This is a genomic window from Mesorhizobium sp. CNPSo 4688, from assembly GCF_057784295.1.
Genome location: NZ_JBWLUY010000021.1, coordinates 35953 through 60858 on the forward strand (window position 1 = coordinate 35953; position 24906 = coordinate 60858).

Below are 24906 nucleotides of genomic sequence, written 5' to 3' on the forward strand. Positions count from 1 at the left end.
GGCCCAATGCTGCAGGCCTTGGAGAGCCAGCGGCCTTCCGCAACGGAGGATGCCGGTCTGGGCGAGGCTTCCACAGGCGAACTCTTCCAGCGAGCAGCCGATCACGCCACGCGTTTTCGCGACGCCATTGCCTCCGGGCCGCAGCGGCCGCTGGTGTCGTATCGGCAGGCGTTGGACAGTTTCCGCGAGCCACTTCCCGAACGAGGCAGCGCTGGGCTCGGTGTGGTTGACGAGCTTGCCGCGAAGGCTGAGCCCGGCCTGCACAGGATGACAGGTCCGCGCTTCTTCGCCTGGGTTTGCGGCAATTCCCATTCGGTCGGCGTTTGTGCCGACTGGCTGACCAGCACCTGGGGTCAGAACACGGGCAACCATCACGCCACGCCGTCGGCCTCGGCCGTCGAGACGATCGCCGGCGGCTGGCTGCTCGAGCTTCTCGACCTGCCGCGGGAAAGCTCCATCGGCTTCGTCACTGGGGCGACCATGGCCAATTTCGTCTGCCTGGCAGCGGCCCGCGGCGCGGTCCTGCGGCAGGTCGGCTGGGATGTCGAGGCGCAAGGCCTGTTCGGCGCGCCGCCGATCACGGTGCTGATTGGCGAGGACGCCCATGCAACGGTTTTCTCGGCGCTGCAGTTCCTCGGCCTTGGCCATGACCGCGTCCTGCGTGTGAAGACAGACGACAACGGCCGTATCGCGGTAGCCGATTTTGCTGCGACGGCCGCCCAGATCTCCGGCCCCTGCATCGTCATCCTGCAGGCTGGGCAGATCAACACCGGCGCCTTCGACGATTTTGCCGGTATCGTTCCCATCGCCCGCCGGATCGGTGCTTGGGTGCATGTCGATGGTGCGTTTGGTCTCTGGGCGCGTGCCTGCCCCGAACGCAGCTATCTGGCCGAGGGCGCCGATGCCGCTGACTCTTGGGCAACGGACGGCCACAAATGGCTGCAGACGCCCTATGATTGCGGCTACGCCATCGTGCGCGACGAACAGGCCCATCGCCGTGCCATGACGATCGCGGCGAGCTATCTGCCGTCAACCTTCGAGGACGAGCGCGACCCGAGCCACTATGTGCCCGAACTGTCGCGACGGGCGCGGGGCTTCGCCACATGGGCGATGATCAAGCACCTCGGCCGCGACGGCATCGCCGCGATGGTCGAGCGACATTGCAAGGTGGCGGAAGCGATGGCGGAAAGGCTGCGCGCCGACAACGCCGTTGCCGTGCCCAACGACGTCGTGCTGAACCAGTTCGTCGTGCGTTTCGGCGCCGACCGCCCGGACGAGGAGGCCGACCGGCTGACGCTGCAGACGATCGCCCGCCTGCAGGCCGATGGCGTCTGCTTCGCCGGCGGTGCAAAATGGCACGGCCGCCAGGTCATGCGGGTGTCGGTGATTTCCTGGTCGACCGACGACAGGCAGGGCGAAATTGCCGCCGACGCCATGATCGCGGCTTGGCGGGCGGTAAGGTAGGCGAGGGCTCGACGTGATCGGCTTGCCGTAGGACGTCTACCCTGTCGGCTGGCCTTGTATTCAAGAAAATGCTAATATTGTGCGGGCCGGCGAATGCCTTTCCAGCTTCGCGTGGCTAGTGGCGGCAGCTGGCGTCGAGGGGACGGCATGCGGATCGCAATGATAGGGGCGGGCGGCATCGGCGGCTATCTCGGCGCAAGGCTCGCCGAGGCGGGGGGCGACGTCAGCTTCATTGCTCGCGGCGCCCATTTGCAGGCAATGCGCCAGGGCGGCCTGCGAATTCAAAGCGATCTCGGCAACGTCTTTCTCCCCAGTGTGTCCGCGAGCGACGCGCCGGCCGACATCGGTCCCGTCGATCTCGCGATTTTTGCGGTCAAGCTCTACGACAGTGAGAAGGCCGCCGCAGCGCTAGGACCGCTCATCGGCAGGAATACGCGCATCGTGACGTTGCAGAATGGCATTGACAGCGTCGAGACGCTCGGTCGTCATCTTCCTGGCGACCAGGTGATTGGCGGAGCCACCTACTTGTCGGCATTCATCAAACAGCCGGGAGAAGTGGTTCATGCTGGCGGACTGCGCGACATCCTCGTCGGCGGGCACCGCGAGCCTCTCATCAAGGACCTTCAGGCACTCTGCGATCGTGCTGTGGGGCTTGAGCTGAAGCCGGTTGCGGACATCGACAATGTGTTGTGGGAGAAGTTCGTGACACTCGCGGCCTTTTCCGGAGGGACGGCGCTCATGCGCTCCGGAATCGGTCCGATCCTCGACGACCCCGAGGCACGGATTTTCATCGAGCAACTGCGCGACGAGGGAATGGCGGTCTCGGCGGCGGCCGGCCATCCGATGGCCGAGGGGTTCGAAGGGCGCGTCACGACCAGATGGACCGCACTCCCCCCGCACGTAAAATCGTCGATGGCCAACGACCTCGAAAGGGGCAAGCCAATCGAGGTCGCCTGGCTGTCCGGGCGGATGCATGAGTTAGGCATCAAGTTTCGTATTGCGACCCCTGGCCACACGGCGGTCTTCCGCGCCTTGCATCTGTACGCAGCGGGTGCCGCGCCCTAGCGGTGTCCCATAACGTTCCTTGGGAGAATATCATGGCAAGTTCGTCGAGCGAGAGCATGCCGGTGACGACAGCTGACGAGGCAACCGGCACCCAAGACATATTCAACAAGGAGTTGGAGACTTATCGCAAGGTCGTGGCCACCAACCTCATGTTCCACCGCGAGGTCTATGGGCGCCTGCGCGATCTGCTCGTCGAGCATGCTCCAGGGTCGTTTCGATTCCTCGACGTGGCGTGCGGCGATGCCGCTGCCTCGGCCGCGATGCTGAAGACAACCGCCATCGGCGGCTATGTCGGCATCGACCTGTCGGAAGCGTCACTGAGGCTGGCCGATCGCGCGCTCGAGGGGCTCCCTTGCCCGGTCGAGCTGCGCCGCGGCGATTTCGCGGAAGCGATGGCGAACTGGTCGGAGCCCGTCGACGTGATCTGGATCGGCATGTCGCTGCACCACCTGGCGACCGAAGGCAAGGCGAGGCTGATGCGGCACGCCCGCAGGGCCTTGGGCGGCCTGGGCCTATTCGTCATCTGGGAGCCGACGCTGTTCGAGGGAGAGGATCGCGCCGCTTGGCTCGCCCGCTTCTCCTTGCAGCGCGATACATGGTCAACTCTTTCCGACGAGGAGTTCGCTGCCATGAAACGTCATATGCTTGTGGCCGATTTCCCCGAAACCGCCGACACATGGCTCGGCATGGGGCGGGATGCCGGGTTTCGCCGCGCGGAGGAGATTTTCATGATGCCGAACAGAATGGGCAGAGTATTCCGCTACTGGAATTAGCCGGCGCGTCGAGATGTCATCAAACCCGAAAGAGGTCCCCCCGAGAGACGCTCCGATCCCCGCCGCCGTCGTGCTGGCCGGTCGCTGGGGAGGCCTGCGCCCGCTCGACGCCGAGCGCGACGCATCCTGTCTCTACCCGCTCTCGCATGACGAGCACACGAATGCCACTTGGGTCGACATGAAGGTTGGCCCATTCGCAAGTGAGCAAGCTTTCGCCGACCATGTCGCCGAGCTGGTGGCCGACAAGAAACGGGCCTTCTTCGCCGTAGCCGGCCTCGACGACAAGCCGCTGGGATGGCTTTGCCTCATGGAGGCAAGACCCGCCCATCATGTCGTCGAGCTTGGCTATGTGCTCTACACACCTCCCCTGCAGCGCACAGGGTTGGCCACCGAGGCGCTCTACCTGATCCTGCGCCATGTCTTCGACGATCTCGGCTACCGGCGCCTTGAATGGACATGCACCTCAACCAACCAGCGTTCGCGCAAGGCGGCTGACCGGCTCGGTTTCGTCTATGAGGGCACGCAGCGCCAAGGCCTGTTCCTGAAGGGCAAACCTTGCGACATCTGCGTCTATTCGATGCTCTCCAGCGAATGGCCGGCCCATCGCTCTGCTTTTGAGGCCTGGCTCGATCCTGGCAATTTCGCGAACGGGCAGCAGCTTCGCTCGGTTGCGGAGATCAGGGCCGGCCTGGGAGTCATTTGAGGATGGCGACACTTGTGTTTTCGATCGATCGGGCTCGTCATGCGGATGCCGGAGCCTTTGTCGGTCATGTTTTCGAAATGAAAAATGTCGGTCGACGAAACTGAACGCCGGTAACTCGCCGGCAGGGCAGGACTTTGTGAACGCGCTCGAAATCTCCAATCAGCAACTGTCGCGGCTGGCGGACGAGGCGATAGACCTCGCCAGGACCTATTAGGCGTCGCTCGATGAACGTCCGGCCTTTCCATCAACCAGCGGCAAGCAGACGACGGAACTCTTCTCGCGGCCCTGGGCCGAGGAGGGGCGAGGTCCGGACGTCCTGCAGGACTTCAAGTCGATTGCCGAGCATGGGCGGCCATCCACCGGCAGGTTCTTCGGCTATGTCCTCGGTTCGGGCGAGCCGATGGGCGCCCTAGGAGAATTGTTCGCGGCGGTGCTCAATCAGAATGTGACGTCGTGGCGATCGGCTCCGGCAGCGACATCGATCGAACACAGCGTCGTCGGATGGCTGGCGCAAGCAGTCGGTTGCGCGGGGTTCACCGGCAGCCTATGCGGCGGCGGCTCGGCGGCGAACTTGATGGGGCTGGCAATGGCTCGGGAAGCAAGGTTGCCGGCCAACGAAACAGGGATACGCGGCGGCGTCATCTATGCGTCCGAGCAGGTGCATATGTCCATTCCCAAGGCGGTGGCGCTGCTTGGCATCGGCAGAGCGAACCTTCGCCTAATCCCCGTCGACGACCAGTTTCAGATGCGGCCGGATGCGCTCCAGGCAACCATGGCCGCCGATCGTGAGGCCGGAGACATTCCCATAGCAATCGTCGCCACGGTTGGCACCACCGTCACCGGAGCGATTGATCCGCTGCCGGAGATCGCTGATATCGCCAGCCGCGAAGGGCTGTGGCTGCATGTCGACGGTGCTTATGGGGCTTTGGCGGCGCTGGCATTGCCGGACAAGCTCGATCCATTGGCTCTGGCAGATTCCCTGTCGCTGGACGCGCATAAATGGCTGTATCAACCGCTCGATTGCGGCTGTCTGCTGCATCGCCATCCGGCAATCGCGCGCACGACTTTTTCGCACAGCGACGATTATGTCGGGATGCTGAGCCAGGACCCGATTGAAGCCTTCGCCTTCTTTGAGGAGTCGTTCGAACTGTCACGACGCTTCCGGGCGCTGAAGCTTTGGCTGTCGCTGCAATATCATGGGCGCCGGGCCTTTCGTGAGGCAATTGCCGAGGACCTGCGACATGCCCGGCTTTGGCGGAGACGGTCAAGGCGCATCCGGAGTTGGAGCTTCTGGCTCCGGTGCCTCTCAGCGCAGCCTGTTTCCGCCACCGCGCCAAGGACAATCGGGCGATCCTGAGGCGCGTGATCGCACGCGGGCGCGTGTATCTCTCGAACGCGACAATCGGCAACCAGTTCGCCTTGCGGGCATGTTTCGTCAACCACCGGACGACAGACGAAGATGTGCTCGAAATCGTGTCCGAAGTGATTGCGGCGGCCGGCGAACTGAACAGTTGAGGCAAGGCTTAGCGATTGTATATTTGGCATACCAACGGACGGATTCATTCCTGCCTGTGACAGGCCGGCACTGATCTGACTCGCTAATTTCGCCCGAAACAGTAGGCTTCCATAACGCATTTCGTGCGTGTCATGGGTGGGAGATTTTCCTGTGATTGCTGTTATTTCTGAATTGTGGCCCTACCCGGATCGGCAAAGTGACTACGATACCCTGGCGGCAGAGTTGCGCCCGCTACTGGAGTCCATCGACGGCTTCATCTCGGCGGAGCGGTTCGAGAGTTGCCAAGAACCCGGAAAGTTTCTCTCTTTTTCGCTCTGGCGCGACGAAGCTGCGCTGGCACACTGGCGCAATCTCGAAGAGCATCGCATTATTATGGCTAAGGGGCGTGACGGCATACTGCGCGATTATCGTATACGGCCACCAATGTCCTCTGGGTTTACAGCTTGAAGGGGCGTTCCGAAGCGCCCGCTGATTCTCGCGCATTGTTCGGCTAGCGCTACCCGGCGGTCATTTCGACTTCATGGCCATGTGGGGTCATTTCTACGGCCGTCACAATGTTACAAAGTGTCTCGTAAGTTATTGATTGTATTAATACAACCTAGAGTTCAATCCTCTTTCATTTTTGAGGGGCTCGTTGCCTTTGCCACTATTGCACGTTCAGATGACTAACACCGGAGCAAAACCGCCGCCTGGTGTGCGGAAATTCGTAGTCTGACCCTGGTAGAGGCGCGCGGCCGCGAGCAGGACCTGGCCATCATAAGTATAAAGCCGCACGTCCATCTTGCGCGGTGCAGGTGCGCCGTCGATCTCGATCATGCGTTGCCCCGGTGAGGCAAACGCCTGGGCCACATAGCCGCCACGGGCGATCTCGGCCCACACCCCTTTCGTTACCTTGTCGCCGCGGTAGACCGCCTTGCTGCCGTGGCCTGAGACCGGCTTGAAGAACATGTCCTTACGGGATTGCCAGGCGGCATCCGAATTGTCGGGCGTGACCAGCGTGGTCCGTGGGACACTGGCAAGCCGCGAGCGCATCTCCGGAGGGAGGCCGAATGCTTCGAGTGCTGCCGGATCGGACAACAGTGTCAGATTGCGCTTGCTTGCAAAGAGCGCATGGTTGTGCGGATTGGGTGTGACCACCACGGCGCCGTCCTTATAGGCCGCTCTGAGCGCGGCATGTTCCGGGCGATCAAGTGTGAAATCGACCAGGCGATTATAGACGAGGTCAACCTCCTGCCCGTCGAGGCGAAGCTTGCCGCCATCATATTTCAGCTGGCTCGCATCCCCGATCGTCGCGTCCACGCCGTTCTTCAGCAATAGCTGCCGGGCCAGCACGAATTCAGGATAGAGATACTGGCCCTCAGGCTGATCATCGACGATCGCGATCCTTCGCGGCGAACCGGCTCCCCGCTGGCGGCGCCATTCGCTCTCGAACATCGCAACGACGTTGGCTTCGAAGTGATCGTTCCCAGCGCCGATCAACACCCGATCGACCTCGGAACAGCAGGCCTTCTGTGCTCTGGCCAGCAGCGCGTTGAGGAAAGCGCCGCCAGCGTTGGTGTTCACCTCGATCAGCTTGGGACCGTCGTCGTCGAGATGGAAATCGTAGCCCATGAGAGCGCCGACGGGTCCAAAATCCCTCTGCGCAATTTCGGGAGCCCAGGAGAGGGCGGCATCGCGGTAACCCTCAAGCTCGGCTGCCGCTTCGACGGCTACGACGATTGCCTGCATCTCATCGAGGGCGGACGCGGCGAGGAAGACCGGGACATTGGAAAACAGATGCGGCCGCGACGCCATGAAGTTTTCGCAGAAGCCGCGCTCTCCGGCTTCGCGATCCAGCGCGGCCCAAAGCGCTGTCCGGTCGAGCGTTATGCAGAAGCATTTGCGGTTGAGCCGCGTCGACTGGGACGTGCTCAGATCCACCACGCCGGGGGCTTTAAGCATGAGAATATCTCCTCATTGCCGTTTTGGCCCAAAGTCGGACGGCCAGCAAAAGGTATCTGATCCGGATCCCATGAAACCTGACCAGATATGAAATTTCACCGGTTTGTGGACATTGATTTGCGTCAAAGTGCTGGCGGGAAGTTGGGTTATGATGAAACCATGAAAGTCGCGTTGGCTCAGCTTCGGTTATTGCTGTTCGTGATCCTCCTGATCGCGGGCGGTGCCGTTGCTGGTGTCATCGGGCCGGCTTCTGCAAAAGGCTCTGTTGCCGACGTTGCAACGCTCTCGACGAGCGCCTTGCACAATGTGATAGGTCACGTCGCGTCTACAGACCAGGACAACCATCGCGCCTCATGCGATGGCTGCCTGGATTGCATGCACTCGACCGGCTTCGGCTGTTGTGCTGCAGGCATTTCCGCCAGCGAATGCGGCGTCTTTGATGATGCGCCGGTTGCAATCCGCTTCATGGCGGGCAAGGCGCTGCTGGCAACGGGCATCGACCCCGAGGCCCTCCTGCAACCTCCCCAGACCCTGGCCTGATATCGCGCAGTCGCAGCCCTAGGGACTGTTGAATCCAGCAGTGCTGTCAAGGCCCATCACGCGCGACCGATCCGCCATAACCAGCAGCGGCGATCTGGGCGGCCTTGCGCACCGTTTAGAGCTCGTTTGTCGGTTCACGCCAACGACAAGGAACCAGTCATGAAAACCCACGTTCGATTGATCACGCTTGCCGCATTCGCAACCCTGTCCGGTGCGGCTTTTGCTCAGACGGATCCGCACCATCCGGCGGCCGACGCACCACGAACTACGACAACGGCACCAGCCGCGGAGGCGATGCCGGGCGGGTTGCCCGAGCAGTGCACGGCGATGATGTCCACGATGCAGAAGATGATGCCCATGATGGAGAAGATGGCTCCCATGATGCAGCAAATGATGCCGATGATGCAGGGCGGCGGAATGCAGGGCGGGCAAGGCGGCATGATGCCAGGCGGCCAGGACGGCATGATGCAGGGCGGCGGCATGACCAACATGCCGATGGACACGGCCAATATGCCCGAGTCCTCCAAGGCTTATATGGCGGCCATGAAGCGAATGGACGGGCCGATGATGCAGGGCATCCAGGCAGGCGATCCCGATGTCGCTTTCGTCCAGGCGATGATCCCTCACCACCAGGGCGCCATCGATATGGCACGGGCGGTCCTGCAATTCGGCAAGGATGATCAGGTCAAGGTTTGGGCCAATCAGATCATCACGGCTCAGCAGTCTGAGATCGCCGCCATGCAGGAATGGCTCAAGCAGCACGCGAAGTGACAGGAGGAAGACATGGACAAACTCAGCGTCCTGTCCGTCGGCATTGCGCTGGGCGTGACGTCGGCCCTGATGAGCATGCCCTGCGCTTTGGCCGTCGCTATCTGGCCAGAGGCAACACTCGATTTCTTCGGCGCTATCATGCACGGGCTCGACCTCAGCGCGGTCAGGTCTACGGCGCCGATAAGCCCTGTCCGAGTTCTCTACGGCGTTCTCGGGCTTGGCATCGTCGGGTTGCTGGCGGGTGTCGTTTACGCCTCGATCTACAATGTCGTCGCCACGGGGCGGCGGTAAAGCAAGTCGAGGGTCAGCCCATGAAAGCCACAGTCAATCCATGGACGATGTCGTCGATCACTCTTGCTCTGGCGGGGATGATCATCGCCGGGATCGGACTGTATTTCATCGCCCTCAGGCCACCATTATTGCCCGAGGATGTCCGCTATATGGACCTCTCGGTCGCCGAGCTCGATGCCATCGGTCCTCGGCTTGCAATGTGGCTCACCCAGGTTTTCCGGGTGCTCGGCGGCTACGCCCTCGCCACCGGTGTTCTCCTGGTTGCGCTGGCAATCACCGCGTTCCGCGCGCGCCATCCGGTCGCGGTGGCCGGTGTTCTGATCGGAGGAGCGTCGTCCATCGGCTTGATGTTTGTGGTCAACTTCACGATCGGCTCCGACTTCAGGTGGCCATTGTTCGCCTGCGCGCTGGTCTGGGCCGTAAGCCTCATCGCCTATGGGCTCGAAAGCTCCCGCAATGACAATCGATGACAAATAAGGAACCCATCCCATGAATACCAACAACGTTCACCGCATGTCCGATCCGCCAACCGGGTCCGAACCAGAACCGGAGACCGAGGCTTGCGGATTTTGGACTTCGAAGGCCGGCCTGGCCACGATCGCCTTCCTGCTGATCGCCGCGTTTTTCCTGCTCACGGAGCACCGGGCTCATACCCTCGGTGTCCTTCCCTTTCTGCTGCTGCTCGCCTGTCCTCTGCTTCACACGTTCATGCATGGCGGCCACCGCGGGCATGGCGGTCACGGCGGCCAGGCCAGGCACAAGAAACCTGAGCCGGGCGCGCAAGACGGCACCACCCACCACAAAGGAGCATGACGATGGTCGAGCAATCTCCTGCCTACGGCCTCTGGGGCTTGGTCATAATCAATTCGGCGGTTTTCATTCTGTTCGCATTCAGCTTCTTCAAGCCGCGAACCGGCCGCGACTGGCGCTCCTTCGGTGCTTTCAGCGCCTTCCTGGTGGCGTTGTTTGCCGAGATGTATGGCTTTCCCCTGACGATTTACTTGTTCTCGGGGTGGCTGCAGTCACGATACCCCGGCATCGACTGGTTCTCGCATGATGCCGGCCACCTCTCGGAGATGATGTTCGGTTGGCGTCTCAATCCACATTTCGGCCCGTTTCACGTTCTCAGCTTCTTCCTGATCGGCGGCGGTTTCATGCTGATCTCGACCGCGTGGCGAGTGCTTTACGACGCGCAGCATCACAATCGCCTCGCAACGCGCGGTCCATATGCCTCCATCCGGCATCCGCAATATGTCGGCTTCGTTCTCGTCATGGCGGGATTCCTCATGCAATGGCCGACGCTGCTGACGCTGGTGATGTTCCCCATACTGGTCGGCATGTATGTGCGGCTTTCCTTCATCGAAGAGCGTGAAGCCAGAAAGGAATTCGGCGACGCATACGACCGTTACGCGGCCCGCGTGCCCGCCTTTTTTCCGCATCTGGCCAAGCTGTTCGGTTCCGCCGGCGAGCGCCGAGCGCCCTAAAGAGAGGCCCCGTTGGGGTCTGATTCTTTCGTGCTGACCAAAACAAACGAAACTCCGAAATCTGAACTCGAAAGCAAGGAAACGATCATGGAACGCCGGGATATTCTGAAGGCCGCAGTGACAGGCGCAGTAGCTTTTGCGATCCCATCGAGCTCTCTTGCGGCAGCCTTCGCCAATCAGTCGGGCGGCCAGCCGCTTGGCATCTCGCGCCGCACGATCGAGGTGAACGGTAAAGCTGCAAGTGTCTTCGGCCTGCAAAGGGCCGACGGCGCGCCTGGCCTGCGCTTGCGGGCGGGCGAAGCCTTCAATGTGCTGCTTCGAAACGATACTGCTGAGCCGACGATCATACATTGGCACGGGTTGACGCCGCCGTGGCCGAGCGACGGCGTCGCCGACGCGCCACTGCCGCTCATCGGCGCCAAGGCCAATCGCAGCTTCGATTTTCCGGTCGGCGGGCCAGGCACGTTCTGGATGCACGCCCATACCTTGCAGGAACAATTGCTGCTCGCGGCTCCGCTCATTGTCGCCGATCCCGCAGATGACGCAAAGGACGAGCAGGAGGTTGTCATCTTGCTCCACGATTTCTCGTTCTCGTCGCCGCAGGAACTGCTGGCCGGGCTGCGGAGTAAGAATACCGGCGGCTCCATGCCGATGGACGGCATGGATATGTCGGGAGCGCAAACCGACGCCATGGCTGGGATGAACGATGGCGGCATGATGACCGATATCAACGACATCGATTATGACGCCTATCTGGCCAATGACCGGTCCCTGAACGACCCCGAGATCGTCCCAGTCGAACGGGGCGGACGCGTGCGGGTGCGGATCATCAACGGCGCCACGGCGACGGCGTTCACAGTCGACTTCGGCGAGCTTGAAGGCGAACTGATCGCGGCCGACGGTCAGCCTGTCGAGCCGGTCAGGGGCCGGCGGTTTCCAATGACGATGGGCCAGCGCATCGATGTGCGCGTGCAACTGCCGCGCGACCTCAGCTCTTCTTTTCCGATCCTGGCGCTACGCGAGGGAAGCAAGGAACGGACTGGAATTGTCCTGCGTCCGGCGGGGGCGGCCGTGGCCAAGCTCGAGACGGCGGCTGATGTCGACGCTCCGGTTTTGGACCTGATGCTTGAGGCGCAACTTCGAGCAATCGCGCCACTTGCGTCGCGCGTCGCGGACAAGACCTTCGAAATGGCGCTGACCGGCGATATGGCCGCCTATCGCTGGGGCCTCGAAACCAGCGCGCCCATCCTCGTGGACAACGGAGATCGCGTCGAAGTCACGCTGCGCAACGACACCATGATGGCTCACCCGATGCACCTTCACGGCCACCATTTCCAGGTGGTCGCGATTGACGGGCAGCGCTTGCAGGGCGCCGTTCGCGACACCGTGCTGGTGCCGCCGATGCGCTCGATCACCATTGCCGTCGATGCCGTCAATCCCGGCAAATGGGCATTCCACTGTCACCATCTCTACCACATGGCGAGCGGCATGATGTCGACCTTTGCCTACCGAAGCTGAGACATCGCGGGCGGTGCGATTGCTGCCACGAACCGCGGCACGGAGAACGATGATGAAAAAGGTCAATCTGGAAGTGCGCGACCTTGTCGGCATGATGGATTTCGCGGCGGTCGAAAAACGTCTCGTGGCTCTGCCGGGTGTCACCAGTGTCGCGATGAACGCGGGATCGACAACCGCGAGCGTCGAATTTGACGAGGGCCAGACGAGTCCGGAAGCCCTTGCGATGGAAATCAAGGCCTGCGGCTTCCATTGCCATGGCGAGGTCGTGCCGCGGCATCTGTGCACTCCTGGCAGCATGACGATTCCGCCGGGGCATCCGCGCGCGACCGCCGGGCAGGATCACACCGAGCACGATCATGGGGGGCACGCCGCCAGGATCGAGCCGGCTCCGGTGGGCGAGAGGACGGTCGCAGCCAAGGCACCGCACGCCGCCATGGCCCACGAGATGGGACACGGGCCCGGCATGGACATGCAGGGCATGGTCAAGGACATGCGCAACCGGTTCTTCATCAGCCTGGTCTTTACCCTGCCGATTTTCGCCATGGAGCCGATGGGCCTGGGAGAGCCCTGGCTGCGCCCGCCCTTCGGTCTCAGCGAAGACCTTGCGATGTTCTTCCTGGCCAGCGCCGCGATCCTCTATCCGGTCTGGCCTTTCCTGGTCGCCGCCTGGCGAGCCTTGCGCAACGGCGTCCTCAACATGGCCGTTCTGGTGGTGCTGAGCGTGGGCACTGGCTATCTATTCAGCGTCGGCGCGACCTTCTTCTTCGAGGGGCAGCAATTCTACGAGGCGGCGAGCGTGCTGCTCGTGTTCATTCTGCTCGGCCATTGGCTGGAGATGCGCGCCCGCGCCGGAGCCTCGGCCGCGATCAGGGCCCTGCTCGACCTCGCCCCGCCCAGGGCCTCCGTCTTCCGCGATGGCAAGGAGGTCGAGGTTGCGACCGCGGACGTCGTGCTCGGCGACATCGTGGTCCTGCGGCCTGGCAACAAGCTTCCGGTCGACGGCGAAGTGGTCGAGGGCACGTCGACGATCGACGAATCGATGCTGACTGGCGAATCGATGCCGGTGACCAAGAAGGTCGGGGACAAGGTCATCGGCGCGACGATCAACAAGAGCGGCACGCTGCGCTATCGTTCTACCAAGGTGGGCGCCGACACTGCCCTTGCCCAGATCGTCAAGCTGGTCCAGGAGGCCCAGAACTCGAAGGCGCCGGCCCAACTGCTCGCCGATCGCGCTTCACAATGGCTGGTGCTTGCCGCGATCCTCATCGGGCTTGCGACCTTTGCCGTCTGGTTCTGGTGGCTCGGCCAGCCTCTGCTGTTCGCGATGACCTTGACCATAACCGTCTTCGTCATTGCTTGTCCCGATGCGCTCGGCCTCGCCACACCGATGGCCGTCATGGTCGGCACCGGCCTTGGCGCATCAAACGGGATACTGTTCAAGAATGCTGCCGCTCTCGAGGAGGCGACCAAGCTCAATGTGATCGTCTTCGACAAGACCGGCACGCTCACGATGGGTCAGCCGAAGGTCGTCGAAATCGTGCCGGCCGCCGGCGTTTCGCTCGACGAGGTTCTGCAAGTCGCGGCCGCCGTGGACCAGGGCTCGGATCACCCGCTGGCCCTCGCCATTGTCGAGCGGGCCAGGGACTTGAAGCTTCCCAAGGTCTCGGGCTTTCTGAATATAGAAGGCAAGGGCGCCAGTGCCGCAATCGGAGGGAGTCCGGTTTTCCTCGGCAACCGGCGCCTCATGGACGAGCAGAAGATTGATCTTCTGGCGCTGGGCGAAAAAGCCGAGACGCTCAAGGGCGAAGGCCGCACCGTTATTCATGTCGCGCGGTCCGGCAAGCTGCTCGGACTGATCGCGATCGCCGATACGCCGCGCCCGACGGCCATCGCAACGATTGCCAAATTGCACGACCAGGGTGTTCGTGTGGCGATGCTCACGGGTGACAACGCTGGCACCGCCAACCGCATCGCTGACGAACTCGGCATCGACATCGTCATGGCCGATGTCTTGCCAGGGCAGAAGGCGGAGAAGATCAAGGAACTGAAAGGGCAAGGCCTCAAGGTCGGTATGGTCGGCGATGGCATCAACGACGCGCCAGCCCTGACGCAAGCCGACGTCGGATTTGCGATCGGTGCAGGCACCGACGTCGCCATTGAGAGCGCCGACATCGTGCTGATGAAGAGCGATCCCTACGATGTGGTCGGTGCGATGACGCTCTCGCGAGCCACGCTGCGCAAGATGCACCAGAACCTTTGGTGGGCCGTCGGCTACAATCTCATCGCCTTCCCGATCGCGGCAGGCGTGTTCTATCCATTTCTTTTGAGTCCCGAGCTTGCAGCGCTGGCAATGTCGGGCAGCTCGGCTCTCGTGGCCGTCAACGCCTTGCTGCTCAAGCGAACCAGACTCGAAGGCATTCGACCTGCGGCAGCATCGATGACTGAAGGCGTCGCTCATCAGCACCCTACGGGCGCACAGGCATGAGCGTGTCGAAGCGACCTCGCCTGCCGACGTCGCGATAGGCCCTGGGCGCACTTCTCACCTCAGCCTTTGTCGTTGCGCTCGGCTATCCGACATCGCCGACCGCGCCGGCGTTGCCTATCAGATCCTGACGAAAATCCGACGAGGTGACCGCGACGTCGACGTGAGCCTCCCTTCGATCGATGCGGCTCGCAGCCGAACCCCGGTCATCGTGGATGACATTGCCTCGTCGGGACGAACCATGACTGAAACGCTGGATCATTTGAGGCAGCTCGGTCTGCCGCCCGCAGTCTGCATCGTCATTCATCCGATATTCGCCCAAGACGCCTACGCGCAACTGTTGGCGGCCGGCGCTGAAAGGGTCGTGAGCACGGACTCGATTCCGCATACGTCGAATGCGATTTCCATTGCCAGCTTGCTGGCCGAGGGTAGCGTCGAATTGTTCGGGAACGCTCTTCCAAAGGAAACGTCATAAAACGTAACGCCCCTATTTCTCAGCCTTGGCCGCATCCACGCGAACCCAGTCCATGCCGATCAAGCAGTTGGCGTCGACTCCTGATTAGACTCTCTCAACCAGCCGCCTTCAAATCCTGCCCGTTGCAGGCCGTTGTGGATATACGGGCACGAGCGCATCAGCCGCCATAGGAAGCCGCTGCGGTCGTTCTCGATCATCAGGACAACCGGGCCTTCGTTGAGGCCGAAATGCCAAGGCGAAACCCACCATCCAAAGGCGTTGCCGGATGTTCCCGGATGCGTCGGATTGAAGGCCGCCTTGAAGCCATAGGCGTTGGCGGCCTTGAGCTTGGCCTGGTGGATGCAGAAGCTGATCGCCGGCCGGACAATTTCGGGAGCAAAAGGCAAGGAGGCAGCGACGGCCCACGGAGCGAGCGTGCCATCGTCGGGACCATAGGGAACACCGCGCCCGACATAGCCCTCGAACCGGCGCTCGATACCGTTCAACTTGAGCGTGGAGGGACCAGGCCCCTCGCTTGCGGTGATGCCCCAGCAGTGTTCGCCATAACCCTCGAATCCACGCGGATTGTCGACAGCATAACGCTGGTGGACGAAGGTGGCGCGTCGGCTGTTCTCGAAATAGTCGCTTCCCTTGCTGCGCATGAAGGCATCCTGCACACCGCGAAGATCGATCCAAACGTGCGAGAGCTGGTGAATGAACAGCGGTCCCGCATAGAGGTAGTCGTAGCCGTAACAGTGCTCCCATCGGAATGTCGCGGTCCAGGCTGTGTAGCTGGTCTTGGGCAAGGGATGTGTCGGCGAACCCAATCCAAGGACATAAAGCAGGAGCGCTTCGTCATAACCTTCCCAGCGATACTTCAGGAACCCGTGCTCGGGTGTCCACCCATGGGTGACGGTTTCTCCTTGGTCCTGCGCCCAGCACCAATCGGCTCGGTGATAGAGCGCCTCCGCCAAAGTGCGAATTTCGGCTTCGGCCTCGGCGTCGGCATCGAAATACTGCCCTGCGGCCAGCGCGCCCGCCAGCAGGAGCGTGCTGTCGATGGTCGACAGCTCGCATTGCCAGGCCCTCCGGCCGGTCTGCATGTCCAGGAAGTGGTAATAGAAGCCGCGATATCCCGTGGCGTCCGGCTCCGGGCCTTGTGGGCTATTCCAGAAGAAGCGCAGCGTAGTCAAAGTGCGTTCGACAGCCGCGCTCCGACTCATGAATCCGCGTTCGACTCCTACTGGATAGCAAGACAGCGCAAGGCCCGTGGCGGCGATGCTTGCGGGCCAATTCGCTTCGGTCTTGTCCAGAATGAGACCGTTGGCCGGGTTTGCTTCATGGATGAAGTAGTCGAATGTCTCTCGCTGCAATATCGCCAGATCGTCTTGCATGGCAGGGATGTTCACCGGATGATCGGTCGCGCGAGGGTGCGACAGCATCGCTGTATGCCCTCCCGGACCGCAGTTCACGGATGGGCCAGATACAGGTGGTCGAACACACCTTTGACGCCTCTGACGCCCTCGGCAACCACGCGGACGGCATCCCGTTCACTCTGCGACCTGACTGCACCCGAAAAATGCACCAGACCATCGCTCACCGTAAGCGTTAACGCGTCTCCTTTGACCCCTGCGTCGTCTCGCAGTCGGGTAAGAATGCTGCGCCGGATCGCATCGTCACCTGCCGCCGTAGCGTCGTCGAACTTCGTCGCAACGACAACACGCAAAAGATCGGCGCGGCTGACGACGCCGACAAGACGCTGTTCTCTCATCACCGGAATGCGCTTGATGCCATGCTCCTGCATCAGCGCAACAATTCGCGCTATCGGGGTTTCCTCGTCTGCCACGATGACATCCGAGGTCATCAGATCCGCCACTTTCCAGCTGTGGCCCTTCACATAGCCGCGAGCCTCACCTGCCGGAAACGCTGAGGCACCGAGCTCCGACCTGCGCAGGAAATCACCTTCGCTGACAATTCCGACCAGGCGGCCGTTGTCATCGACGACAGGCATGCCGCTGATGCGATGATCCAGCATGATCCGTGCTGCATGTCTTACGCTGTGGTCAGGCGACACGGTAACAACCTTTGCAGTCATTACATCCTTTGCTTTCATCCGCCTCATCCCTAGCTCAGTTCAAGTGAACAGGCGCCCGAGCACCAATCGGCGGCATCGTAACGTGGATGCCGCCGACCTCCTTTGAGGCAAATCAATATCGGTTCAGAACCAGCCGATCCGGGCGACTTGATCGGCCGTTCCCGGTCCTTGTTGGTTGCGGCGCTGGCACACGTAGTGGCCTTCGGACCCCGTTTTGATTTGCGTCAATGTCGCGCGCACCCCAACGGGTGACTGTGGCAAGCGACGCGACAGGTGCCTCAAAATCCCTAACGGCCATGGCTGACACCGTCTTCACTGCAAAAGCGCTGACCAAAACCTACACCTCGGGTGAGACGCAGGTGCTTGCGTTGCGTAAGCTGGACCTTGAGATTTCGGCGGGAGAGATGGTCGTTCTGCTTGGCCCGTCGGGCAGCGGGAAGTCGACCCTGCTCAATATCATGGGCGGGCTTGACCATGCCACGAGCGGCCAGTTGTTCTTCAGGGACCAGGAGCTGACCAACCTCGACGATCGGCGGCTGACTGCCTATCGGCGGCAGCACGTTGGATTCGTTTTCCAGTTCTACAACCTGATCCCCAGCCTGACGGCTTACGAAAATGTCGCCCTGGTCACGGAGATTTCCGACCATCCAATGCGCCCGGAGGAGGCTTTGGCGCTGGTTGGACTTGAACCGAGGATGCACCATTTCCCGGCTCAACTCTCCGGTGGCGAGCAGCAGCGCGTGGCCATTGCCCGCGCGATCGCCAAGCGCCCCGATGTGTTGCTCTGCGACGAGCCGACGGGCGCCCTCGATTCCAAGACGGGCATTCGGGTGATTGAGGTATTGCTCAGTATCAATGCGCAGTTAGGCACCACGATACTTATCATCACGCATAACGCCAGCATCCAGGATGTCGCCGACCGCGTGCTGTTCTTCGCCGATGGCCAGATCTCCAGAATTCGCAAGAACGAGGTGCGCCGGGCTGCCGCCGAGCTTGTCTGGTGATCCGGATGCGCGCTCTGGATATCAAGCTTCTTCGCGACTTCAGGCGGCTCTGGGCGCAGGCGCTGGCGATTGCACTCGTCATTGCCGGAGGCGTGGCGACGCTCATTCTCGCGGTCGGATCCTACCGTTCCCTCGACGAGACGCGCACCGCATACTACGAACGTTACCGGTTTGCTGACGTCTTTGCCACGGTGAGCCGCGCGCCAAGGGCGCTTGTCGACCAGATTGCCGAGATTCCCGGCGTTGCTTCGGTCGACGCGCGAATAGCCAAGCTCGTGCTGCTTGACATACCAGACTATCTGGAGCCGGCCACGGGCGAAGTCATCTCCCTGCCCGAGATCGGGGAGGCTTCGCTCAACCAGCTCTACATGCGCGTTGGCCGCATGCCGGAGCCTGGCCGCGCCGAAGAGGTCGTCGTGAACGAAGGTTTTGCCGTGTCCCACGGCTTTCAGCCCGGAGCCCGCTTCTCGGCAATATTGAACGGCCGAAAGCGCGAATTGACGATTGTCGGGATCGCGCTGTCTCCAGAGTTCATCTACGCGGTCGGGCCTGGCGATATCATGCCGGACGACCGCCGCTTCGGCCTCATCTGGATGTCGGAAAAAGCGCTCGCCAGCGCGTATGATCTCGATGATGCGTTCTCGTCCGTTTCGTTGAAGTTGCTGCGGGGCGCGTCCGAGGGTGAGGTCATGATGCGCCTCGACGCGATGCTTGAGCGCTACGGTGGGCGGGCGGCCTATGGCCGGAAGGACCAGACTTCACACGCCTGGCTGAACCACGAACTCGATATGCTCAACAACATGAGCCGGACGCTGCCACCGATTTTCCTTCTGGTGTCGGCATTTCTGGTCAATCTCACCCTCAGCCGGCTCGTTGTTCTGGAGCGCGAGCAGATCGGGCTGATGAAGGCGCTGGGATACAATAACGCCAGCATCGTCGTGCACTACCTCAAATTCGTCATTGTCATCGTTGTGATCGGCATTGTGATCGGCAGTGCGGCGGGCACGTGGCTGGGGATGCGCATCACCAATCTGTTCGGCGACTTCTTCCATTTTCCGTTCCTCGTCTTCACCAGGAGCCCTGACCTCTATGTCATCGCCGCCACGCTCAGTCTCGTCGCTGCAATAATCGGGGCAGTGCGCGCGCTTCGGGAGGTGGTGCGATTGGCGCCGGCCGTCGCGATGCAGTCGCCGACGCCTCCGCGCTATCGGCGGCTGCTGCCTGCGAGCTTCACTGTCGACAGGTTCATGTCACAACCGACCACGATGATGTTGCGCAACATCACTCGCCATCCAGTCAGGTCGTTGTTCACGACGCTTGGAATTGCACTGGCGACAGCCATCCTCATCGTTTCACTTTTCACCGGCGACGCGATGGAGCAGCTCATCGACGTGACGTATTTCCTGGCTGACCGTCAGGACGCCACGGTGAGTTTCGTGGAAAAACGCCCACGGGTCGTCGCCCTGCAGATCGCTCGGCTTCCGGGCGTTCTCGCCGCTGAGTCTTACCGCGAGGTGCCTGTCCGCATCAGGAGCGGAAACGTCGAACGCCGGATCATGATCAGCGGCAGGCCGCGCGACGCCGATCTCAACCGCATCATCGACGTCCACCTGCGACCGGTCGTCCTGCCCGAAGCGGGCCTCGCGATTTCGAGCATGCTTGCCAAGATTCTCGGAGTGCGGGTTGGCGATACCGTCGAGGTCGACTTGCTCGAAGGAACTCGGCGGACGGATGTCGTCCCTGTGGCGGCGCTGGTCGAAGATTACTTCGGCATCCGTGGGATGATGGATTCAGAGACGCTTGCGCGCCTGATGCGCGAAGCGCCATCGCTGAACAGCATCAACGTTAGCCTGGACCAGAACAGCCGGGAGCCGTTCTATGCTGCCATAAAGGGCATGCCTATCGTCAGCGGTCTGGCTCTGCAGCGCGTCTCGCTGGCGAATTTCCGCAAGCTGGTCGCCTTACTCATCACGACAATGGCCAGCATTTACACCGCGCTGGCTGCCGTCATCGCGTTTGGTGTCGTCTACAACAGCGCCCGCATCTCGCTTTCCGAACGCGCGCGAGAGCTGGCCAGCTTGCGCGTCCTCGGCTTCACTCGGGGAGAAGTGTTGCGCATCCTCCTCATCGAACTCACCCTGCTCACGTTGATCGCACAGCCGCCTGGATGGGTCATTGGTTATGGGCTGGCCTGGATCATGCAGAAGAACCTGGCCGGCGAATTGATGCGGGTGCGTCTGATCGTCGAGCAATCCACCTACATCGTTGCTAGTGCGATCGTAATAGCTGCGGCCGTGCTGTCGGTACTCGTTGTTCGTCGAAGACTTAACGAGTTGGACCTAGTCACCGTTCTCAAGACGCGGGATTGAACCATGCGCACGATCTGGATGAAGCGAACGTTGGGCATTGCGGCCTTGGTGGCGTTGAGCGCCGGCGCCGTCTGGTTCGCATGGCCGCGGCCGATTGCAGTGGATCTGGCAACACTGACGAAAGGGCCTATGGAAGTCACGATCGACGACGAGGCGAAAACGCGCGTGCGTCATCTCTACACAGTGTCCGCCCCCATCGCGGGCAAGGTCCTGCGCATCTCTCCACCTCTCCACATCGGGGACCAGGTCACAAAGGACGAAACTGTAGTGGCGGTGATGCAACCGACGCTGCCGAGCTTTCATGATGCGCGCACCCATGAGGAGCTGCGGTCGGCGCTGGCTGCGGCCGATGCGGCGGTAAGCCTTGCGGCAGCCGAAATACGCCGTATCGAAGCCGCGCTCGCATTTTCGCGAACGGAGTTGGGGCGGGCCGAAGCGCTTGCGCGCACCGAGGCGATCTCCCTGAAGGTCCTCGACGGAGCCAGATTCGACGTCGAGACCAATGAAGCGGCCTTAGCCAGTGCGAAGGCTCAGCTGGAGGTTCGCCGAAACGAGCGCGACAGCGTTGAAGCACGGTTAGGTGAACAGTCGGGGGCCATCCCGGATCCAGATCCGGCCTGCTGCATACCGTTGCGCACTCCCGTGACAGGCAGCGTCCTGAACATCATCCAGGAGAGCGAAGGTGTGGTTCAGGCCGGTGCACCGCTGATCGAAATTGGTGACCCGCTCGATCTCGAAATCGTCGCGGACCTCCTGTCAATCGACGCTATCAGGATCAAACAAGGCGCGCCCGTGTGGATCGACAACTGGGGTGGATCCCCGGTCCATGGCCGCGTCGAACGCGTCGATCCCGCGGGCTTCACGAAGATTTCCGCACTCGGCATCGAGGAACAACGCGTCCGCACGACCATCGACTTCACCGACCCTCCCGCAAAATGGTCGGCACTGGGACACGATTATCGGGTGATCGTGCATGTCACGATTTGGAAAGCCACGGACGTCCTGACCGTGCCGGTGGGCGCCCTGTTCCGACAAGGGGACGACTGGGCGGTGTTCGCAGTCAAGGATGGTCGTGCACGGGCAACGATCATCAAGGTCGGTCAGCGAAACAATCGGATGGCGGAGGTTCAATCAGGCCTTGCCGCAGGCGATCGCGTGGTTCTGCACCCGAGTGATCGAGTCACGGACGGCGTGACCATAGCGGAGCGTGATGTGCGATAGGGCGGAAATGCCTCCAGCAGGCGGACCGGAAGCTGGAGTACAAGCGCGTCCAGGCGGCCAAGCTCGTCCACAGGATGGCATCGGGCACACACAAGGAATGGAAAAGCGGGCCCGCAGGAGAGCACGAACTGCATGTTTATCCTCGCTCTCGCGGGCGCGTCCTGCGGCACGTCGGCACAGCGCTTGAAGGGGCCTGCGAGTTACTTGTCCAGTATCGCGAAGCGAGCCTCCTCGGCTCACGCAACGGCGAGAAGAAGGCAAGCTAGGAGCGACCTAGCCGAGTGTGTCCCGGCCACGGCACCTGAAGGCGCTTGCTCGGCGGGCAACCACGAGGTGACAATGACAGGCCCGGATTTGCTGGCCGGCAGAGCAATTTGCACCAAAACGGATACGCTCGGCCAATACCTCGATGGGCTTCTGCTTGCCGGTCAAATACGATGCGCCAACTATCTGCTTGAGCGGTCAAGACAGATCGAAGTGCAGCGGGTGTCCTCGACTGCTTTGACAACCCACAAGATTAGGAGCAATATTCTTAGTTCGCTTGGCTTTGCGGAGGCAACGTGCAGATGATCGAGTCCATCCCGCCTTTCCTAGTCGTGCTGGCAGCGATTATTCTGCTACCGCTCATACCGGCGCTTTTAATATACATTCTTTTGCCAAGTAATGCACAAGTAAGTGGACCGCTACAGGGCTTTAGCGTTAATCTAACTGGTGCGTTTGCAGGATATTTTGCTCTAGTTTTACTGTCAGTCGGCATAACATACGAAATACTGCCGGATGAAAAGGAATTTCCAAAGTATGAAGAATATACAATTCTGGGATCTATTGATCTTACTGGTCCAGAAGTTGTTGTAGACTCACGCATGACCCAAATGTCGCTTTATCCTCCCATAGAAAATGTAAGACAGATTGGATCTAATCATTTGGAGTGGGTTGGCAAGATACCAATGAAAAGAGAGTCATCCGGAAAACTGTCTTTTCCTTATGAACGATTAGTTTTCGAATACCCGGGGTACATCGCACAGCAGATGTATCTTAATCTGGGGAAGATTGAGGAAGACGCTCACAAAATTACCTACGAAGCCGTCGCTATGAAGGAAAAGCCAGCTAAAGCCGATTTGAAGAAAGTGGAGATGACAGGTGCGCACTAGTCGCCGTTTTCGGACACTTTCAGGATTTGTGATGTGCCTTGTGTTTTTTGGGGCTGAGGAAGTGCGGGCGGGTGGTCTGCTTGGAGACCTCATTACCGGGCCTGCCCAACCGCTCCCTCTCGCCCCAATTACCCTTTGCCCCAGCGGCGTTGCGCCGGGGGACTCTTGCCTAAACGGGATAACGGGATCAGACGGCTCTTTCTATATTCCCGATGTTCCCCCTGGTTCCTACGATATCACCACGCCAGGACCTGGCGACAAGAATTTGTCCGGCCAACTTGTGGTCCCGAACACCGACGACGATTTCGGTGTTGTGCTCCAAGCTAAATAGGTGACTTTGTGGTGACTTGAGAAACGGACAGCGTTCCGGAATAACCTAATGCCAACCTTGTTCTTTGGACACAGGGGTGGTACACAGATGCAGTAGCGGGAAAAGAATAACCGATAAAATTCAGCTAGTTAGGATGCTGAGGGGCGAGTTCAATCCTCTCTCGCAGCACCAGCCTATCTCCTTGAAATCATTGAAGCCCTTGATTTGCAAGGCAAGGCTTTCCTTGCCGCAAGTGGTTCGCGCACCTGACTCGTGTTATCGTAGTTCCGGGAGACGGCGGACGCGCCGTGAGTGCCCGCCCGCTCCCACCATGGGAGGAACAAATGGCTTATTACGTATTGCTGTCAAATTTCACAGATCAAGGTATCAAGAGCATAAAGGATACTCAGAAACGTGCTGAGGCCTTCAAGGCGATGGCCAGCAAGAACGGCATCAAGGTTCACACCCTGTTGTGGACGCTTGGTCAACATGATGTTGTGGCGATTGCTGAAGCCGACGACGACATTGCTGCGACCGCACTAGCCTTGTCGATCGCATCGCTAGGCAACATCAGAACTCAGACATTGAGGGCGTTCGACGCGGCGGATATGGCCAAGATAATGGCAAAGATGGCCTGACCGCCGCTGTGCTGCCTTGCGCAGACGGTTGAAGCCGACTGCTGAGCCGAACGGCGGCAAGCCTGTCCGTTTTCCATTAAGCGAAACCCCGGCAGAGCCGGGGTTTCTTGAGGGATGTCCAACTCGACGCATGGGGCCTTTCCGGCTGGATCTACGAGGTCATGACCTCGTGATCTACTTGCCTAGGCCAAGCTGGTTCATCAGGTCCCCAGGCGACGAAACCGGCTGAGGCTCGCGTAGTTCTTGCGCGGCCCTTTGACCCGCCACGCCTCGGCCCATTCGTCCGGGCTACGAAACAAGAAGCGCCCGGCATAGACATCGGCGCCGCAATGATGCTGGACGCTTTGCACTGCCTTCGGCTCGAGCAGGATGAATTCGCTGCCGTCGGCACGAAGTATCCCGACTAAGTGGCCGCGCCGCTCGAGCTTGTAGGCTCTGCTTGCCGGCATCGCATGAGCACCGATTTGCATGATGCCGCGCTCGGTGAATGCATCCGCGGTCACCACGGCGTTGCCGGTGAAATTGTATGTCGCACCAGCAAGGAAATCGATCATCGTGCGGCGGACCGTCCAGTCGCCGGCAAGGCTGTCGGCGATGCTGTGCCACGGCCTGGCGTCGGCGCCGGCCGCATCTTCGGTCAAATGGATGCGATCCACATTATACCCGTAACAATACCGCGCTTCGCGTCGTGTCACGGATAACAATAAAGACCTGGACAGCGTCGGGCAAAGCCATTCGACCATGACGCCTGTCAGGGTCACAAAACTGGCGATTAGCTTCGTTTTATAACGGCCGTCTGACAACAGACACCAGTCTTGCACGGCGGCATGCAGGACGTGCCGCATCCGGGCTCATGGCACGGTGTTCGACGATCGCAAAGTCACTGCCGGCCGCTATGTCTTCGCTCCAGCCGCGTGCGGCCGGAAAGTTCTTGCCCTGGAGTGAACAAACTCACAGTCCGGGAGCAACATGTCTGTATAGCAATCGAGATCGACAACACATCGTTGTCGATGCGCTCGATTTTATTGATGTCTTGCGCAACGATCTTAACAGGGCAGGGAGGGTGAAATGGCCAAGAATTGGGAATTGAGAATTACGCGTACCGGTGAGCAGACA

Annotated in this window: 25 protein-coding genes and 1 pseudogene; 22 read left to right on the plus strand and 4 right to left on the minus strand. The window is 60.8% G+C overall.

Annotated elements, in window-relative coordinates:
- Positions 1 to 6: 6 nt before the first annotated feature.
- From AC04SH_RS29375 to AC04SH_RS29405, 7 genes and pseudogenes are all read left to right on the plus strand, one after another.
- A complete protein-coding gene (locus tag AC04SH_RS29375) occupies positions 7 to 1464 on the plus strand; it encodes a pyridoxal phosphate-dependent decarboxylase family protein (protein WP_488577668.1) in 1458 nt (485 codons plus the stop codon).
- Positions 1465 to 1611: 147 nt separating this feature from the next.
- Positions 1612 to 2529, plus strand: coding sequence for a ketopantoate reductase family protein (locus AC04SH_RS29380; RefSeq protein ID WP_488577624.1), 918 nt, complete (start codon positions 1612 to 1614; stop codon positions 2527 to 2529).
- A 32-nt stretch (positions 2530 to 2561) separates the two neighbouring features.
- Positions 2562 to 3302 (plus strand): class I SAM-dependent methyltransferase, encoded by a 741-nt coding sequence (locus tag AC04SH_RS29385; protein ID WP_488577625.1) that lies wholly within the window; start codon positions 2562 to 2564, stop codon positions 3300 to 3302.
- A gap of 13 nt (positions 3303 to 3315) precedes the next feature.
- Positions 3316 to 4005, plus strand: a complete 690-nt coding sequence (locus AC04SH_RS29390) for a GNAT family N-acetyltransferase (protein WP_488577626.1) — start codon at positions 3316 to 3318, stop codon at positions 4003 to 4005.
- A gap of 400 nt (positions 4006 to 4405) precedes the next feature.
- Positions 4406 to 5362, plus strand: coding sequence for a pyridoxal phosphate-dependent decarboxylase family protein (locus AC04SH_RS29395; RefSeq protein ID WP_488577627.1), 957 nt, complete (start codon positions 4406 to 4408; stop codon positions 5360 to 5362).
- 5 nt (positions 5363 to 5367) lie between these two features.
- On the plus strand, positions 5368 to 5520 hold the full coding sequence (locus AC04SH_RS29400) for a hypothetical protein (RefSeq protein ID WP_488577628.1): 153 nt from the start codon (positions 5368 to 5370) through the stop codon (positions 5518 to 5520).
- 151 nt (positions 5521 to 5671) lie between these two features.
- Positions 5672 to 6015: pseudogene (locus AC04SH_RS29405) on the plus strand (antibiotic biosynthesis monooxygenase family protein).
- A gap of 163 nt (positions 6016 to 6178) precedes the next feature.
- Here AC04SH_RS29405 and AC04SH_RS29410 read toward each other — a convergent pair.
- Positions 6179 to 7132, minus strand: coding sequence for an ATP-grasp domain-containing protein (locus tag AC04SH_RS29410; RefSeq protein ID WP_488577629.1), 954 nt, complete (start codon positions 7130 to 7132; stop codon positions 6179 to 6181).
- On the opposite strand from AC04SH_RS29410, the gene AC04SH_RS29415 reads away from it, so the two are divergent.
- The 10 genes from AC04SH_RS29415 to AC04SH_RS29460 all read left to right on the plus strand — a co-directional run bounded on the left by AC04SH_RS29415 (position 7115) and on the right by AC04SH_RS29460 (position 15023).
- On the plus strand, positions 7115 to 7522 hold the full coding sequence (locus AC04SH_RS29415; RefSeq protein ID WP_488577630.1) for a hypothetical protein: 408 nt from the start codon (positions 7115 to 7117) through the stop codon (positions 7520 to 7522). The two genes, AC04SH_RS29410 and AC04SH_RS29415, sit on opposite strands and share 18 nt — an antisense overlap.
- 27 nt (positions 7523 to 7549) lie before the next feature.
- Positions 7550 to 8002 (plus strand): hypothetical protein, encoded by a 453-nt coding sequence (locus AC04SH_RS29420; protein WP_488577631.1) that lies wholly within the window; start codon positions 7550 to 7552, stop codon positions 8000 to 8002.
- A gap of 159 nt (positions 8003 to 8161) precedes the next feature.
- Entirely contained in the window at positions 8162 to 8773 is a 612-nt protein-coding gene (gene copM / locus AC04SH_RS29425) for a CopM family metallochaperone (protein ID WP_488577632.1), read from the plus strand.
- Positions 8774 to 8785: 12 nt separating this feature from the next.
- On the plus strand, positions 8786 to 9064 hold the full coding sequence (locus AC04SH_RS29430; protein ID WP_488577633.1) for a DUF5676 family membrane protein: 279 nt from the start codon (positions 8786 to 8788) through the stop codon (positions 9062 to 9064).
- A gap of 20 nt (positions 9065 to 9084) precedes the next feature.
- Positions 9085 to 9534: a hypothetical protein gene (locus tag AC04SH_RS29435; RefSeq protein WP_488577634.1), complete on the plus strand. Its 450-nt coding sequence runs from the start codon at positions 9085 to 9087 to the stop codon at positions 9532 to 9534.
- A gap of 19 nt (positions 9535 to 9553) precedes the next feature.
- On the plus strand, positions 9554 to 9877 hold the full coding sequence (locus AC04SH_RS29440) for a DUF2933 domain-containing protein (RefSeq protein WP_488577635.1): 324 nt from the start codon (positions 9554 to 9556) through the stop codon (positions 9875 to 9877).
- 2 nt (positions 9878 to 9879) lie between these two features.
- On the plus strand, positions 9880 to 10548 hold the full coding sequence (locus tag AC04SH_RS29445; protein ID WP_488577636.1) for a methyltransferase family protein: 669 nt from the start codon (positions 9880 to 9882) through the stop codon (positions 10546 to 10548).
- Between the two features lie 87 nt (positions 10549 to 10635).
- A complete protein-coding gene (locus AC04SH_RS29450; protein ID WP_488577637.1) occupies positions 10636 to 12066 on the plus strand; it encodes a multicopper oxidase family protein in 1431 nt (476 codons plus the stop codon).
- Between the two features lie 52 nt (positions 12067 to 12118).
- Positions 12119 to 14551: a heavy metal translocating P-type ATPase gene (locus AC04SH_RS29455; RefSeq protein WP_488577638.1), complete on the plus strand. Its 2433-nt coding sequence runs from the start codon at positions 12119 to 12121 to the stop codon at positions 14549 to 14551.
- Positions 14552 to 14642: 91 nt separating this feature from the next.
- Positions 14643 to 15023, plus strand: coding sequence for a phosphoribosyltransferase family protein (locus AC04SH_RS29460; protein WP_488577669.1), 381 nt, complete (start codon positions 14643 to 14645; stop codon positions 15021 to 15023).
- A 59-nt stretch (positions 15024 to 15082) separates the two neighbouring features.
- Here AC04SH_RS29460 and AC04SH_RS29465 read toward each other — a convergent pair whose 3' ends face one another.
- On the minus strand, positions 15083 to 16444 hold the full coding sequence (locus tag AC04SH_RS29465; protein WP_488577639.1) for a glucoamylase family protein: 1362 nt from the start codon (positions 16442 to 16444) through the stop codon (positions 15083 to 15085).
- A 26-nt stretch (positions 16445 to 16470) separates the two neighbouring features.
- Complete coding sequence (locus tag AC04SH_RS29470; protein WP_477237472.1) at positions 16471 to 17115, minus strand: CBS domain-containing protein; 645 nt, start codon at positions 17113 to 17115, stop codon at positions 16471 to 16473.
- 278 nt (positions 17116 to 17393) lie between these two features.
- On the opposite strand from AC04SH_RS29470, the gene AC04SH_RS29475 reads away from it, so the two are divergent.
- The 5 genes from AC04SH_RS29475 to AC04SH_RS29495 all read left to right on the plus strand — a co-directional run bounded on the left by AC04SH_RS29475 (position 17394) and on the right by AC04SH_RS29495 (position 23790).
- Positions 17394 to 18101 (plus strand): ABC transporter ATP-binding protein, encoded by a 708-nt coding sequence (locus AC04SH_RS29475; protein ID WP_488577640.1) that lies wholly within the window; start codon positions 17394 to 17396, stop codon positions 18099 to 18101.
- A gap of 5 nt (positions 18102 to 18106) precedes the next feature.
- Complete coding sequence (locus AC04SH_RS29480) at positions 18107 to 20470, plus strand: ABC transporter permease (RefSeq protein WP_488577641.1); 2364 nt, start codon at positions 18107 to 18109, stop codon at positions 20468 to 20470.
- A gap of 3 nt (positions 20471 to 20473) precedes the next feature.
- The gene (locus tag AC04SH_RS29485; RefSeq protein WP_488577642.1) at positions 20474 to 21691 is read left to right on the plus strand and encodes an efflux RND transporter periplasmic adaptor subunit; all 1218 of its coding nucleotides are present in this window, start codon (positions 20474 to 20476) and stop codon (positions 21689 to 21691) included.
- A gap of 566 nt (positions 21692 to 22257) precedes the next feature.
- On the plus strand, positions 22258 to 22842 hold the full coding sequence (locus AC04SH_RS29490) for a hypothetical protein (RefSeq protein WP_488577643.1): 585 nt from the start codon (positions 22258 to 22260) through the stop codon (positions 22840 to 22842).
- A gap of 654 nt (positions 22843 to 23496) precedes the next feature.
- Entirely contained in the window at positions 23497 to 23790 is a 294-nt protein-coding gene (locus AC04SH_RS29495; RefSeq protein ID WP_142869763.1) for a GYD domain-containing protein, read from the plus strand.
- A gap of 200 nt (positions 23791 to 23990) precedes the next feature.
- Here the strand turns inward: AC04SH_RS29495 and AC04SH_RS29500 are convergent, their stop codons facing one another.
- Positions 23991 to 24635, minus strand: a complete 645-nt coding sequence (locus AC04SH_RS29500; RefSeq protein WP_488577644.1) for a DUF6314 family protein — start codon at positions 24633 to 24635, stop codon at positions 23991 to 23993.
- Positions 24636 to 24906: the final 271 nt, after the last annotated feature.

What these genes read in the sequence shown, in the direction of transcription:
- AC04SH_RS29375 (WP_488577668.1), top strand. Translation starts at nt 7, where the DNA reads ATGCTGCAGGCCTTGGAGAGCCAGCGGCCTTCCGCAACGGAGGATGCC.
- AC04SH_RS29380 (WP_488577624.1), top strand. Translation starts at nt 1,612, where the DNA reads ATGCGGATCGCAATGATAGGGGCGGGCGGCATCGGCGGCTATCTCGGC.
- AC04SH_RS29385 (WP_488577625.1), top strand. Translation starts at nt 2,562, where the DNA reads ATGGCAAGTTCGTCGAGCGAGAGCATGCCGGTGACGACAGCTGACGAG.
- AC04SH_RS29390 (WP_488577626.1), top strand. Translation starts at nt 3,316, where the DNA reads ATGTCATCAAACCCGAAAGAGGTCCCCCCGAGAGACGCTCCGATCCCC.
- AC04SH_RS29395 (WP_488577627.1), top strand. Translation starts at nt 4,406, where the DNA reads ATGGGCGCCCTAGGAGAATTGTTCGCGGCGGTGCTCAATCAGAATGTG.
- AC04SH_RS29415 (WP_488577630.1), top strand. Translation starts at nt 7,115, where the DNA reads ATGGAAATCGTAGCCCATGAGAGCGCCGACGGGTCCAAAATCCCTCTG.
- AC04SH_RS29410 (WP_488577629.1), bottom strand. Translation starts at nt 7,132, where the DNA reads ATGGGCTACGATTTCCATCTCGACGACGACGGTCCCAAGCTGATCGAG.
- AC04SH_RS29420 (WP_488577631.1), top strand. Translation starts at nt 7,550, where the DNA reads ATGAAATTTCACCGGTTTGTGGACATTGATTTGCGTCAAAGTGCTGGC.
- copM (WP_488577632.1), top strand. Translation starts at nt 8,162, where the DNA reads ATGAAAACCCACGTTCGATTGATCACGCTTGCCGCATTCGCAACCCTG.
- AC04SH_RS29430 (WP_488577633.1), top strand. Translation starts at nt 8,786, where the DNA reads ATGGACAAACTCAGCGTCCTGTCCGTCGGCATTGCGCTGGGCGTGACG.
- AC04SH_RS29435 (WP_488577634.1), top strand. Translation starts at nt 9,085, where the DNA reads ATGAAAGCCACAGTCAATCCATGGACGATGTCGTCGATCACTCTTGCT.
- AC04SH_RS29440 (WP_488577635.1), top strand. Translation starts at nt 9,554, where the DNA reads ATGAATACCAACAACGTTCACCGCATGTCCGATCCGCCAACCGGGTCC.
- AC04SH_RS29445 (WP_488577636.1), top strand. Translation starts at nt 9,880, where the DNA reads ATGGTCGAGCAATCTCCTGCCTACGGCCTCTGGGGCTTGGTCATAATC.
- AC04SH_RS29450 (WP_488577637.1), top strand. Translation starts at nt 10,636, where the DNA reads ATGGAACGCCGGGATATTCTGAAGGCCGCAGTGACAGGCGCAGTAGCT.
- AC04SH_RS29455 (WP_488577638.1), top strand. Translation starts at nt 12,119, where the DNA reads ATGAAAAAGGTCAATCTGGAAGTGCGCGACCTTGTCGGCATGATGGAT.
- AC04SH_RS29465 (WP_488577639.1), bottom strand. Translation starts at nt 16,444, where the DNA reads ATGCTGTCGCACCCTCGCGCGACCGATCATCCGGTGAACATCCCTGCC.
- AC04SH_RS29470 (WP_477237472.1), bottom strand. Translation starts at nt 17,115, where the DNA reads ATGAAAGCAAAGGATGTAATGACTGCAAAGGTTGTTACCGTGTCGCCT.
- AC04SH_RS29475 (WP_488577640.1), top strand. Translation starts at nt 17,394, where the DNA reads ATGGCTGACACCGTCTTCACTGCAAAAGCGCTGACCAAAACCTACACC.
- AC04SH_RS29480 (WP_488577641.1), top strand. Translation starts at nt 18,107, where the DNA reads ATGCGCGCTCTGGATATCAAGCTTCTTCGCGACTTCAGGCGGCTCTGG.
- AC04SH_RS29485 (WP_488577642.1), top strand. Translation starts at nt 20,474, where the DNA reads ATGCGCACGATCTGGATGAAGCGAACGTTGGGCATTGCGGCCTTGGTG.
- AC04SH_RS29490 (WP_488577643.1), top strand. Translation starts at nt 22,258, where the DNA reads ATGATCGAGTCCATCCCGCCTTTCCTAGTCGTGCTGGCAGCGATTATT.
- AC04SH_RS29495 (WP_142869763.1), top strand. Translation starts at nt 23,497, where the DNA reads ATGGCTTATTACGTATTGCTGTCAAATTTCACAGATCAAGGTATCAAG.
- AC04SH_RS29500 (WP_488577644.1), bottom strand. Translation starts at nt 24,635, where the DNA reads ATGCGGCACGTCCTGCATGCCGCCGTGCAAGACTGGTGTCTGTTGTCA.